At 31.5% G+C, this 14,111-nt stretch carries 11 protein-coding genes; 10 read left to right on the top strand and 1 reads right to left on the bottom strand.

Going from position 1 to position 14,111, the window contains the following annotated elements:
* From CLOCEL_RS22800 to CLOCEL_RS11765, 3 genes are all read left to right on the top strand, one after another.
* Positions 1 to 5,331, top strand: a complete 5,331-nt coding sequence (locus CLOCEL_RS22800) for a DEAD/DEAH box helicase family protein (RefSeq protein WP_049785859.1) — start codon at positions 1 to 3, stop codon at positions 5,329 to 5,331.
* A gap of 546 nt (positions 5,332 to 5,877) precedes the next feature.
* Positions 5,878 to 7,692: a reverse transcriptase domain-containing protein gene (locus tag CLOCEL_RS11770; RefSeq protein ID WP_010075411.1), complete on the top strand. Its 1,815-nt coding sequence runs from the start codon at positions 5,878 to 5,880 to the stop codon at positions 7,690 to 7,692.
* Positions 7,693 to 7,751: 59 nt separating this feature from the next.
* On the top strand, positions 7,752 to 8,729 hold the full coding sequence (locus CLOCEL_RS11765; RefSeq protein WP_010075410.1) for a hypothetical protein: 978 nt from the start codon (positions 7,752 to 7,754) through the stop codon (positions 8,727 to 8,729).
* Between the two features lie 95 nt (positions 8,730 to 8,824).
* On the opposite strand, the gene CLOCEL_RS11760 is transcribed toward CLOCEL_RS11765, so the two are convergent.
* Positions 8,825 to 9,301: a hypothetical protein gene (locus CLOCEL_RS11760; RefSeq protein ID WP_010075409.1), complete on the bottom strand. Its 477-nt coding sequence runs from the start codon at positions 9,299 to 9,301 to the stop codon at positions 8,825 to 8,827.
* Between the two features lie 415 nt (positions 9,302 to 9,716).
* On the opposite strand from CLOCEL_RS11760, the gene CLOCEL_RS11755 reads away from it, so the two are divergent.
* The 7 genes from CLOCEL_RS11755 (at position 9,717) to CLOCEL_RS11725 (ending at position 14,104) form a co-directional block, all read left to right on the top strand.
* Positions 9,717 to 9,983: a hypothetical protein gene (locus CLOCEL_RS11755; RefSeq protein WP_010075408.1), complete on the top strand. Its 267-nt coding sequence runs from the start codon at positions 9,717 to 9,719 to the stop codon at positions 9,981 to 9,983.
* Between the two features lie 101 nt (positions 9,984 to 10,084).
* The gene (locus CLOCEL_RS11750; RefSeq protein ID WP_010075407.1) at positions 10,085 to 10,360 is read left to right on the top strand and encodes a hypothetical protein; all 276 of its coding nucleotides are present in this window, start codon (positions 10,085 to 10,087) and stop codon (positions 10,358 to 10,360) included.
* A gap of 245 nt (positions 10,361 to 10,605) precedes the next feature.
* Positions 10,606 to 10,992, top strand: a complete 387-nt coding sequence (locus tag CLOCEL_RS11745; RefSeq protein WP_010075406.1) for a VOC family protein — start codon at positions 10,606 to 10,608, stop codon at positions 10,990 to 10,992.
* 279 nt (positions 10,993 to 11,271) lie between these two features.
* A complete protein-coding gene (locus CLOCEL_RS11740) occupies positions 11,272 to 12,249 on the top strand; it encodes a DUF3991 domain-containing protein (protein WP_010075405.1) in 978 nt (325 codons plus the stop codon).
* Between the two features lie 2 nt (positions 12,250 to 12,251).
* Entirely contained in the window at positions 12,252 to 12,668 is a 417-nt protein-coding gene (locus tag CLOCEL_RS11735; protein WP_010075404.1) for a DUF6075 family protein, read from the top strand.
* Between the two features lie 154 nt (positions 12,669 to 12,822).
* Positions 12,823 to 13,143 carry a plasmid mobilization protein gene (locus CLOCEL_RS11730; RefSeq protein WP_010075402.1) on the top strand — a complete coding sequence of 107 codons (321 nt, stop codon included), beginning with the start codon at positions 12,823 to 12,825 and terminating at the stop codon, positions 13,141 to 13,143.
* A gap of 4 nt (positions 13,144 to 13,147) precedes the next feature.
* Positions 13,148 to 14,104: a relaxase/mobilization nuclease domain-containing protein gene (locus CLOCEL_RS11725; RefSeq protein ID WP_010075401.1), complete on the top strand. Its 957-nt coding sequence runs from the start codon at positions 13,148 to 13,150 to the stop codon at positions 14,102 to 14,104.
* Positions 14,105 to 14,111: the final 7 nt, after the last annotated feature.

The raw sequence follows: 14,111 nt of genomic DNA, 5'->3' as shown, positions 1-14,111 counted from the left end.
ATGAAGAGAATTACCGAAGTAAAAGACATTTATGCTAAGATTACTAAAACAGTAACCAGTAGCAAGGATGAATGGAAAGACTTTTTAAACTTTGCATCAAAAGTATACAAATATAACTTTGACAATGCTATTTTAATTTATGCTCAAAGACCTAATGCAACTATGGTAGCTACAATGGATATTTGGAATAAGAAAATAGGTAGGTACATAAACAAAGGTGTTAGAAGTATAGCAGTTTTTGATACAAGGAGACAGAATCTAAAGCTAGACTACTTATTTGATATTAGTGATACCCATGGTTATCCTAATACAATTCCTAAACTATGGTCCTTGGATAAAGATATTGAAAAGGAACTGATAGGAAGAATTAACATGAAATATGGGGTTAATTATGATAAGCTAGATAATATAATAAGTGATTTAGCAGAGCTTAAGGTAAACATCAATATACCAGAATATATCACAGATTTTAAAGGAGATATAGAAGCTTCTTGGCTGAATAATCTTCCAGATCAAGGTGTAAGACAAAACTTTATGGATACAGTTATTGATAGTATTCATTATATTGTAGCTAAAAGATGTGGAATAGAATCAAGGGTATATAAGAATGTTGATTGTTTTAATCTTGTAAGTCATTTTAATACATTGCCCTTTACTTTAAAATTGGGCAATGCTGCTTTAAGTGTTTCAAGAGAAATACTTAAGGAATTTGAGCAAGAAATAACTGAAATCATTAAAGAAAAAAGGATGGTGAAGAACAATGAAAGAACCACTAGAGCTAGAATACGAGGAAGTGGATGGAATACTTTATCCGAAGCTTCAAATATCCAAGGAAGAGAAGGACGACCAGAAACCACTAGGGAAATACGGACAGATGGCGATGAATTATTTAAAGGACAATCATTATCAGAGATACAGTCTTCTGCTGATGAAAGGGGAACTGATGGAGACAATGCACAAGGTCAACGAAGAAGCTCATCAGAGACTGAACATAATCATGGAACAGATGTTAAAGGAAAATCCAATAAAGAATCCAGAGAACACAATGGAAACCTACAGACACAGGGAACAAGTGAAGGCAGCAGCGGAGGAAATAGTTCTGAAGGAAATAGTGTTCAAAGAGAGATAAATCAACAGCAGCTAGATATTTTTGAGTCACATAGTAGTGGCTCTTTTTTTATTTATGAAAATAATGAAAAAGAAACTGAAATCACAGTAGACCAGGAAAAGATTAAAGAAAGTTCCTGGGAAGCTTATAAAAATAATGCTCTTGATAATTATAAGCCAGGAGTTTTAAATTGGATTGAAAACAGTGAAGTTAATGGAGCTGATGATAATAAGAGCAACCACTTTGATGATAAAAACATTGAGCCAAAAGAAGTTGATTTAGGACAATTAAAAACTCCTATTGAAGATAAAATGAACTATAGATATAGTCCAGAAGATGAAATTGGAGTTGGCGGTGTTAAGACAAAATTTAAGAATAATGTTGAAGCCATAAAAACCTTAAAGGCAATTGAAAAAGAAAAGAGACTTGCAACTGCAATGGAGCAGAAAACACTTGCAAAATATGTTGGCTGGGGTGGAATGCCACAAGCTTTTGATAAAAATTCTAGTTCATGGAGTAATGAATATGCGGAACTTAAAGGTTTATTATCAGAAGAAGAATACAACAGTGCAAGGGCATCAACCCCTAATGCTCACTATACAGATCCATTAATCATTGAGAATATTTATAAAGCTTTAGAGAATTTTGGTTTTAAGGAAGGAAATATTTTAGAGCCTGCAATGGGTGTAGGAAATTTCTTCTCAATGATTCCAAATACAATGAATAAATCAAAACTTTATGGTGTAGAGCTTGATGATATTTCAGGACGAATAGCAAAACAGCTTTATCAAAAGGCAAACATAAAGATACAAGGTTTTGAAACAACAGATTATCCAGATAACTTCTTTGATGTTGCCATTGGAAATGTGCCTTTTGGAGATTACAAGCTTTATGATCCAACTTATGATAAGCATAATTTCATGATTCATGATTATTTTTTTGGTAAGGCTTTAGATAAGGTAAGACCAGGAGGGATAATTGCTTTTATAACTAGCAAGGGAACTCTTGATAAGGAAAATCCTTCAGTTAGAAAATATATTGCTCAAAGAGCTGATTTAGTTGGAGCTATAAGGCTTCCGAATACAGCCTTTAAAGCTAATGCAAATACAGAAGTTACAGCAGATATATTGTTTCTACAAAAGAGAGAAAGAGTAGCTGTAAGTGAACCTAATTGGCTTCATGTTGGATTAACAGAAGATAAGATTCCAGTAAATGAATACTTTATTGATAATCCAGAAATGCTTCTTGGTAAAATGGTTTTCGATAAAAGGATGTTTGGTGAAAACAGCAGATATACAACATTGATTAATGAAGATGAAAACTTTAATCTTTCCGATTCTTTAAATAAAGCTGTTAAAAATTTAAGTGCTAATATTGAAGGTTATGAAAGAAAAGAAGAGAGCCAAGAAGATGTTATTTCTGCTGACCCTAACGTAAGAAACTATACTTACACTTTTGTTGAAGGCAAACTATATTATCGAGAAAATGCGATTATGAGGAAGTGTGATATTACAGGGAAAGCATTAGACAGAATTAAAGGGCTTCATGGTATAAGAGAAATAACAAGAAAAATTATTGATATTCAAACAAAAGGCTGCACAAAGGAAGAATTAAAATTAAAGCAAGAAGTATTAAATGAAAGATATGATAACTTTGTAAAAAAGCTAGGATTTATAACATCAAAAACAAATAACTCGGCTTTTAGGGAGGATAACGACTATCCATTGCTTTCATCCTTAGAAATCGTAGACGACGATGGAAATGTTAAAAAAGCTGATATGTTCACTAAGCAAACCATAAGACCACTGGAGAAAATCACATCGGTAGATACAGCACTAGAAGCTCTTACTGTTAGCTTAAATGAGAAAGGTAAAGTTGATATACCTTTAATGACACAGCTTTATCATAAAAGTGAGGAAGAATTATTGTCAGAACTTAAAGGACATATCTTTTTAAATCCTGAACACTATGATAAAGATAATTCTTTACTAGGATGGGAAACACAAGATCAATATCTAAGTGGCAATGTAAGACAAAAACTAAAGATTGCTAAAATTTATGCAGAAACAAATCCTGAGTTATTTGATAGTAACATTGATGCCTTAGAAAAAGTTAAACCAAAGAATCTTGAAGCTAGTGAAATTGATATTAGAATAGGTACTACTTGGATTGAAGAAGCTGATATAGAAAAGTTTATCTATGAGACTTTAGGAACTCCGAGATATTGTCAGAACTTTAATTCACGTTATGCTAACAATGAAGTTCAGGTGCATTACAATAGTTATAACGCTTCCTGGACCATAGAGAATAAAGGTGTAGATAGTAATTCTATATTAGCAACAGAAATTTATGGAACGAAAAGACTAAGTGGTTATTATATCATTGAGGAAAGCTTAAATCTTAGAACCGTAACGGTAAAGGATAGAGTTGATGATGGTGATAAAGTAAAATATGTTATTAACCAAAAGGAAACCATGTTAGCTAGAGAAAAGCAAAATCAAATTAAGGAAGAGTTTAAGAGTTGGATATTTAGAGACCCTGAAAGAAGAAAGAAGTATGTTAATTTCTATAACGAAAACTTCAATAATATCAGACTTAGAGAATATGATGGTTCACATCTTACATTCCCAGGAATGAATCCAGATATTAAGCTTAGACAACACCAGGTTAATGCTATAGCAAGAACTCTTTATGGAGGAAGTACACTACTAGCACATTGTGTTGGTGCTGGGAAAAGCTTCGAGATGATTGCCAGTGGAATGGAGCTTAAGAGATTAGGACTTGCTAAAAAGAGTATCTATGTAGTGCCAAATCATTTAACAGAACAAATGGGGGCAGAGTTTTTAAGGCTTTATCCTTCTTCCAATATCCTTGTTACTACGAAGAAAGATTTTGAGAAACAGAATCGCAGAAGATTTGTAAGCAGAATAGCTACAGGAGCTTATGATGCTGTTATTATCGGTCATACTCAATTCGAGAAAATACCAATATCAAAGGAAAGACAAGAAAGAATGCTTAATGATCAAATTAATCAAATGACTTATGCCATTGAAGAAACTAAAAGAGAACGAGGTGAGAATTGGTCAATTAAGCAAATGGAGAGATTTAAAAAGTCTCTTGAAACAGATCTAAAGAGCTTACTCGATGAATCACGAAAAGATGATGTTATAAATTTTGAGGAACTAGGTATTGATTGTCTCTTTGTTGATGAGGCACATTCGTATAAGAATTGTGCCACATTTTCTAAAATGAGAAATGTTGCTGGAATATCCAATACAAGAGCTAAAAAATCAAGTGATATGCTTATGAAGTGTCAGTACATTCAAGAACTTAATGAAGGTCGTGGAGTTATTTTTGCAACAGGAACTCCCCTATCAAATTCTATGGTAGAAATGTATGTAATGCAGAGATATCTTCAAAATCATCAGCTTGAAAAAAGAGGTATACATCATTTTGATGCCTGGGCAGCTAACTTTGGTGAAGTAGTATCTTCTTTAGAGCTAGCACCTGAAGGATCTGGTTATAGATTTAGAAGTAGATTTTCAAAGTTTACAAATCTTCCTGAGTTAATGACTTTATTTAAGGATATGGCAGATGTTCAAACAGCAGATATGTTAAAGCTGCCAGTTCCAAAGTTAAAGAATGATAAGTATATTTTAGTAGCTTCTGAACCTAGTGAATTTACAAAAGATATTATGCAAGACTTTGTAACTAGAGCAGAAAGAATAAGAAATGGAGCAGTTGACCCAGCCTTTGACAACATGCTGAAAATTACAAATGAAGCAAGAATTCTGGGAACAGATCCAAGACTTTTAGTAAGCAGTGCAGATAATGATCCAGAATCAAAGGTTAATAAATGTATAGAAAATATATATGAAGAGTACATAAAATCTCAAGATATAAAAGGAACCCAAATAGTATTCTGTGATGTTGGAACGCCTAATAATGATGGGCGTTTTTCTATTTATCCTTACATAAAGCAAGAACTTATAAATCTAGGAATGAAGGAAGATGAAGTCTGCTTTATACATGATGCTAAAAATGAAGTTCAGCGTGAGCAAATGTTTTCTGATATGAGGTCAGGTAATAAAAGAGTGATTATAGGGAGTACCCCTAAAATGGGCACAGGAACAAACATACAGGACAGGCTTATAGCACTTCATCATTTAGATTGTCCATATCGACCAAGCGATATAGAACGTGCGTCCGTAATGGGTGCATAATAAATCTACTTTAGCAAAGTAGCAGACATGTCCTAGATAGTCTGTCATCTACCGATTGACTTGTGAGAGAAATCAAATATCAAGGAAAATAGCATGTCGGTAAAAGCCATAAGTTGGTTAGTTATCAAACCACGACTGAATGGTAGGATGAAATGATAAATATGAGGATAAAATCTAAACTGATTGAACGATAGCCTAAATGGTCTGTGTCGGGACTGTGAGGTAAGATAGCTATAAATCCTCATACTGTAAATCCCCTTTTTCACTGTTCGAGGATTAGGGGCATAGGAATTTACAGCATATATGCAATAAGCATAAAAGGGTGAAAGTCGTATCCGACAATTTATCAAGCTAAGTTATTATGTAACTAAACGGAGATTACCTAAATCAAAATGCTTGAAATTCAAGCTATTAAGCAAAAGGCTTATGAATATTTGATATGGTAACGGAGTTCTCGTAGTAGTCTGAGCAAGGGAAAGCCTTGTACGTGGCGAAGGAGAACAGTTTATAACATTAACATTAATTAAGGAAGGTGTGTGAGACACTATGAGAAATCCTCAAAACATGTTAATAAGTCTAACAAAACACAGTAATAATAAGAATTATAAGTATGAACGATTATATCGCTTACTTTATAATGAGGAAATGTATTTAACTGCTTATCAAAGAATCTATACAAATGAAGGAAACATGACAAAAGGCACAGACAATCAAACAATTGATGGTATGAGCTTGAAAAGAATAACTAATATAATAAATTCGCTAAGAAATGAAAGTTATCAACCTAAACCATCTCGCAGGACATATATTCCTAAGAAAAATGGGAAATTACGTCCTCTTGGAATACCTTCTTTTGAAGATAAATTGCTACAAGAAGTCATTAGAATGATACTTGAGTCAATTTACGAAGGATATTTTGAAGAAACTTCACACGGTTTCAGACCAAACAAAAGTTGTCATACTGCACTTTCTAAAATACAAGCAACTTTTACTGGTGTAAAATGGTTTATTGAAGGCGATATTAAAAGCTTTTTTGATAACATTAATCATGATAAAATGATTAACATTTTAAGCGAAAGAATAAATGATCAAAGATTTATGAGGCTAATACGGAAGTTTTTAAATGCAGGATATATGGAAGAATGGACTTTTCATAAGACATTTTCTGGTTGCCCTCAAGGCGGAATCATAAGTCCAATACTTGCAAATATCTATTTAGATAAATTTGATAAGTACATGAAAGAATATGTTAAATTATTTAGAAATGGTAAACGAAGAGAAGTAACCTTAGAATACCGTCAAAATAAAGATGCTCTTAGACTTGCCAGGGTAGAATTTAGTAAAGCTGTTAATGAAACCGAAAAATATAAAGCAATAACAAAAATAAGAGAGTTGGAAAAAGCAAGAGTTTTTATACCATATGGAAATCCTATGGATACGGAATATAAAAGGTTAATATATATCCGTTACGCAGATGATTGGTTATGCGGCGTAATTGGTAGTAAGGAAGAATGTAGAAAAATCAAAGAAGATATTAAAACTTTCTTAGCTGAAAAACTACAACTTGAACTATCAGAAGAAAAAACGCTAATTACTAATGCAAAAGATAAAGCAAATTTTCTAAGTTATAAAATATATGTTAGAAAAAGCAATCTAAGTAAACGTGATAAGGCTGGCAGATTAGTTAGGAATTATACTGGTAGGGTGGTCTTAGAGGTATCAACAGATATAATAAAAAAGCGTTTGATTGATTATAGTGCCATGAAATTAACTTATCACCAAGATAAGGAAGTTTGGAAACCTACTGCACGATATAATATGAAAGATTGTGATGATTTAGAAATTTTAGATAGATATAATTCTGAAATTCGAGGATTTTATAATTATTATTGCATTGCCAATAACAGTTCAATTATTAACAGTTTCAAATATATTATGGAGTATAGTATGTATAAAACCTATGCAACAAAATATAGAACTACAAAAGCAGATATTATAGAAAAGTTTAGAATTAATAAAGACTTTGGAATTAGATATAAAAATTCAAAAGGTATTGAAAGAGTAAGACTTTTTTATAATGAAGGGTTTAAGAGACAAAAGGAATGTCTAAGGAAAAATGCTGATTTAATACCAGATGGTATTAAATATTTTAGCAGCACAAGTCTAATTGAAAGGTTAAGAGCAAATAAATGTGAAATATGTGGCAAAGAAAATGCCACAATAGAAATACATCACATAAGGAAATTAAAGGACTTACAAGGAAAAAATTTCTGGGAAACTCTTATGATAGCAAGGAGACGAAAAACATTGGCACTGTGTTTAGAATGTCATAAAAAATTACATTGTGGCAAGTTAGATTAAGTTTATAAATGGAAAGCCGTATACATTGAGAGGTGTAAGTACGGTTTGGGGGCGAGTACTTGAAAACCTACCATAGAAATATGGAAAGGCGTTGGGTGCTTAGCCTACAGCGTGAGGGAAGAATTATAAGGCAAGGTAATATGAATAGTGAGGTTAATATTTATAGATACGTTACGAAGAATACATTTGACGCTTATTTATGGAATATTGTAGAGCAAAAGCAAAGATTCATAACTCAAATAATGACTTCAAAATCTGTGGCAAGAAACTGTGAAGATATCGATGAAACTGTTTTATCCTTTGCGGAAGTTAAAGCATTAGCAACAGGTAATCCTATGATAAAAGAAAAGATGGACATAGATAATGATATATCTAGATTAAGAGTGCTTAAATCAGCCTATGACAGCAAGAAATATACTATGGAAGATAACTTTACATATAAGTATCCAAAACTTATAGAAGAAGCTAAGGAGAAAATAAAAGCTATTACTGAAGATATTAAAAATAGAGATTTAAGCAAAAGCGAAGAGTTTTCTATTGTTATTAACGGCATAACTTTTGATGAAAGAGAAAAGGCAGGTTTAATGCTTCAAAGTATCTATGAAAAAGTTCCTAAAGAGGGAGAACTTAAAGTTGGAACAATTGGAGCTTTTGACCTGTTGCTAAAAAGGAAAAACTTTTATGAAACCTATGAACTTATCATTAAGGGACAGTTAAGGTATTCAATAGAGCTTGGAGATAGTCCTCATGGTAATATGCTTAGAATTGAACATACATTGAGTAATCTTGAAAGCAGAGTAGAAAAATTGAAAGAAAAGGTATTAGAGCATGAAAGAAATTTAGAGCAATCAAAGGTTGAATTTGAAAAGCCATTCCAGTATGAAGAAGATTTAAAAATAAAGCTTGCTCGTCAATTTGAACTAAATGCATTACTTGATATGGATAAAAAGGATGATGAGGTGATTATGGATGATGATGTAGTTAAACAACAGGAAGAAAATATTTCAGAAGTGTATGATGAGCTTGAATTAGCTTAAATATAAACTTGAAAACATAGATAGGTTTGATGATTTGATATAAACAAAAATAGAAAGAAGTAATTAAGGTAGAGTTTTTAGATCTACCTTTTAAATCAAAAAGTTGGCTTAATACCAGTAAAAGTTTCATAGGCTATTTCAAAAACTGCTTGCCAACTTTTTTTATCATCTATATTTGTAATGATGTAAGTCAGATGGTTAGAGAGTGATTCACCTTTTTCAATAATTAGAGTGGATCTCTTATCAGGAGTATTCACACAAAGTTTGAGATAGTGTAATGAATTGGATATTTCGTCATTAGAATTACCTTTATCATAATAAGAAGTAAATGGATATATAGATGATGCAGTATCTAAATTAGACAATAGCCTCATATAACTATCGATTTTGGTTTCTTCATCCTTTTCATTATAGCCATTTCCAAAACAACTACTAGTTATACCTACAGCATATTGAAATGTATCGTTTGCTCGATGTATTCTTTCTTGTTTGTCAATATAATTATAGATGTTTAAAATTAGACTTACTATTAATAGCGGTATCAATATAATTCGTACATAATTTCTTTTCAACAGAATTCCACCTTTTTAAATAAATTTCAATAATAATTACTAAGAGATTTTCTATGTATGTAATTTATTGATATTAATTATGTAATTATACAATAAATGTATAAAGTGTGCTATGAATTTCTCTAAATAAAAGGAATATGAATGTATTTAGAAGCAAAGAAGATGTAAATTAATGAAGATATTAATTATTTAGCAATAAAAATAATAATTAAAACTTTCTAAAGATATGGGTATAAAATGAACAAAGTTATATTAATATGCAGGCGTAAGAAAGATCCAGAACTAACATATACTCGGGAATCCATAACGACAATAGCTAAATAAATGTGATATAATATTTACATATTAATGAAAATATTATAATAAATATAATTTCAGAAGCTTTTGAGCAAGAAACTATAAGGGAGGCAATGTTTTGGAAATAATTAAAGTTTTGATAGTTACAACTATAATTTTAACGCTCTTGGGTATACTTTCGTTACGGAAGCCAGATATAGTAGGTGCAGATTTTTATTGGTCTAAGTATAAATGGTTTTATATACCGAAATATAAAAAAGCAACAAACAAATATTATCAGCATCAGATAAAAATCATAGGAATAGCACTAATAATGTCAGCAGTGATATTATTAGTATTCATGATAACTTGTGCTATCTATCCACCTATATTATCAGTATTTTAATATTTATAAATTGATAAAATAACAGAGCATATATCGCATTATTCAAAAATGAATTTGCGATATTTTTTTACGTAATTTTAGTAGGATGAAGGTTTTTAAGCATGATTGAAAATACTTTAAGTAATCTTGAAAGTAGGGTAGAAAAACAGAAAGGAAAGGTATTAGAGCATGAAAGAAATTTAGAACAATCAAAGATTGAATTTGCGAAACCATTTCAATATGAGGAAGAATTAAAGGTAAAGCTTGCTCGTCAATTTGAACTAAATGCTTTGCTTGATATGGATAAAAAGGATAATGAGGTTATTATAGATGAAGATGCAGCTAAATCAACGGAAGATGAAGACAGTTTAGAAAAGGAAGCAGAATATCAATTATAAATTATGCATATAGGTGCAATATTAAATATGGAGTAATGTGTACTTGTTGTACAATTGGTATATTTCACACAGTAAATTATAAAATCTTCTTTGAAAACTAAATAGTGAGGTGTTTACAAAATATGATATAATTAACTAAAAAGCAAATAGTAATTTGTTTTTGAACTGTGGATTATTATATTTGTGTAGATGACAAAGGAATAACTAAAAAAATTATATATGTAATAAAGGGAGGATTGGTCGTTATGAAAAGATCAATGATGCAAGCATATGTTACAAGAAGTGATGAGGCGGTAGCCCTTTACCAAAAGGCTTTTGATGCTGTTCTCATTAGCAGTTATCCAAATGAAGATGGAACATTTTTTCATTCAGAGCTTGATATTCAAGGGGAAATTTTAGCTGTGGCAGAACGAAATTCAGAATATGCCATTATTGGTGAGGAAACGGTTACGGGCAACGTAATGCAGTTTTGTTTGCATTATGGAGAAGGTAACGAAGAAAAGGTGCGGAAAGCATATGAAGTGTTAAAAACTGATGCTAAAATTTTAATGCCGCTTGCACCATGTGAATACAGTTCACTTATGGCAGATTTCATTGATAAATATGGCATTAGATGGTGCTTATTTGTGTAGGGCGACTTTTGGAGTAATAGGAGTAAAATGAGCAAAACACGAAACTAACAAATTTCAATTTATACAGTAGGATATAAGTATTGTTACATCTAAAAATTTAATAATAAATTAGAATATCGCACTATTCAGGAATGAAGAATAGATTTGCGATATTTTTTATTTAAGATACTACGTAATACTAAACTAGTGAGAAGTTTTATATACAATAAATCTTCCAGGTTTCGAGATTTGAAATTTGATATATAAGTATTAAATCAAAATGAAAGGAGGTGATAAGCAATGAAAAAACAAGAGCTACTGTTTACAGATGAAGAAATAGCTCGTGCCAATGATATCAATATTATCAGCTATGCTACATCAATGGGATACAATGTTAAACAAGCTACACCGAGAACCTTTAAAATAGAAGGTTTTGGAGGATTATACATAAATGCTGATGGACGTAAATGGAATTGGTTTTCGCAGAATATGGGTGGTGGAATAATTCAATTTGTTATGCAATTAGAAGGTAGAACCTGGGTTGAAGCTGTAAAACATCTTCTTGGAAACACTGATGAAATTGTTAAATACGAGCCACCAGAAGTTCATGAGGAAGAAGAAAAAGGAGAATTTATTCTACCAGAGAAAAACAATACTTATAAACATATTTTTGCTTACTTAATACATACCAGGGGAATCGATAAAGCTATAGTTAATGAGTTTGTACAAAAACACAAAATTTATGAGAATACTCATAAAAGTTGTGTTTTTTTAGGTTATGACAAAGAAGGAGTTCCAAAGTATGCAAGCATAAGAAGTACCAATACGGTAGGTAAATCCTTTAGGTGTGATGTTAAAAACTCAGATAAATCCTATCCTTTCTCAATGGAAGGAAAGAATAAAACCTTATGCATATTTGAAGCTCCTATTGATCTACTAAGTTATCTTACCTTAATCAAGTTATATAACATAGATAACTTTAGCAGCCATTGTATTTCTCTTGGTGGTGTTTCTGATAAAGCACTGGAGTACTATTTAAAAGAAAATCCGAATATAGATAAGATAATGCTCTGCCTCGATAATGACGAAGCAGGGCATTTTGCTTGTAAAGAAATCTATAACAAGTATAAAGACAGTTATGAAATTTCAAGACATAAGCCAAAGAGTAAAGATTTTAACGAGGATCTACTAAGACATCTGGAAGTTTTGAACTTAGAAAGTAAGAAAAATTTAAATACTTTGTATTGTGAAAATGAAGTAATGGAGATGGAGGTATAAAAGTGAAATTTTTAAACAATGGGCATTTAGAAAAATTTAAAACACTACTAAATGAAGATAATACTCATCCAAGAGATTGTGAAAGGCAGTCTCTTTTTTATATTATCTCAGGTAATGAAGATTTATTTCAAAAAAGAAAGCATCTATATAACTTTAAGGATAATTGTGTAAAGCTTAATTGTTTAACTGATGGCAGTGTAGATCTTTCATCAAGTGCTGGAGCTTTAGTAAGGTTAGGTTTTAACTTATATAACAATTATGAAGACAAGCACACCAATCCACTAGATATATTTTATAACCTTGATAGTGATAATTATAATTTAGCTATGGAATCAATTAATATCAGATTTAATAGAGAAGCTGAAAAAGAACTAAATAACGAAAATGAGGAGGAAGTTGAGGAAGATTATGAACCATGATTTTTCTTTCAATAACAAGACCGCCTGGAAGGGGGGCTAACACCTTACTTTGTAAGGGCAAGCTTCCTATTGGTATAGCCAATAGCTTGTAAATAGTGGGGGAATCCCCACGCCCCTTTTAGTTAGATACTTCTTTTTGGAGAGGAGGAAAGGAATGAGAACAAGAAGTGTCCAGACCAATATTAGAATGACAGAAGAAGAAGCAAGTAAGATAAAAGACAAAGCTCAGACTGCAAATATGACTTTTAGTAACTATATTATATATTCAGCTTTGGATAAAGAGATTATTGTTATTGATGGAGTAAAAGAGTTTACACATCAACTTTCAAAGGTTGGTGCGAATCTTAACCAAATTACTACCTTATGTCACCAAGGGAAAATTACCTGTGTAGATATTAATTCAACAAACAAGATATTAGCAGATCTATGGCAGTTCTTAGTTAAGTTAAGGAAGAAAGGCAAAAAAGCAAGGTGACATAATGGCAATATTAGAATTTATCAATGGAGCAAATAAAACCTATTCAGGAATGAATAAAGCTATATCATATATATTGCAACATGCAAAAACAAAACCCCACTTAACTGGAGGAAAAGATTGTAGTCCTAAAACTGCCTTTAATGAATTTGTAATAACAAAGCAAAATTTTAGAAAAGAAAAGGGACGGCAGTTTGTGCATTTCACTCAATCCTTTTCGCCAGAAGATAAAACAACTCCAGAAATAATTAATGAAGCAGGGAAAAAGCTTTTAGAACATGAGATTTTTAAAAACTTTCAAGTTGTACATGCTACTCATATTGATAGAAAGCATTTACATAATCACTTTATTATAAATACTGTAAGTCAAGTTAACGGTAAGAAGTGGCAACTATCGGCTAAAGAATTAGAAATGCTTAAACAATACTCAGATGAAATTTGTAAGGAATTTAATCTTATTATTGTTGATGGAGAAAAAGGAAATTATAAAAAGAGAGGTGAGTATAGAGCAGGATCTAAAGGACAAAGTTGGAAGTATGAGCTTTTCTTAGCCGTTAGAGAATGTAAATGGTCTAGTAGAAGCAAAGAAGAATTTATTGATAATATGGAGAGGCTTGGATATAAGGTTGATTGGACAGAGGAGAGAAAGTACATAACTTTTACAACACCTGAAGGTAAAAAGTGCAGAAATAGAAAGCTATATCCACCAGAGCAATTTACTAAAGAAGCATTAATTGAAGCTTTCGAGATTAATAGTCAAGCAGCAGATGAAAAGGAATTAAAGAATAGAATGGATTTAATATTAACTATGATTCAAATGTTATCTGGAGAAGATAAAAATCATAAGCAAGGAAAATATCCTTTATCGATGCTTGAAGGACAAGCTAGAAAAGAAAGAGCTATTGAAGAAGCAAAAGGTAGGGGACTTGATTGGAGCAGAGGAAGCGGTAATGAAATGTAGGAATAAA

This window comes from Clostridium cellulovorans 743B (genome assembly GCF_000145275.1).
Lineage (GTDB): Bacteria > Bacillota > Clostridia > Clostridiales > Clostridiaceae > Clostridium_K > Clostridium_K cellulovorans.
The sequence above is the reverse complement of the archived record's forward strand: the minus strand, read 5'-3'. Positions and strand labels throughout refer to the sequence as shown.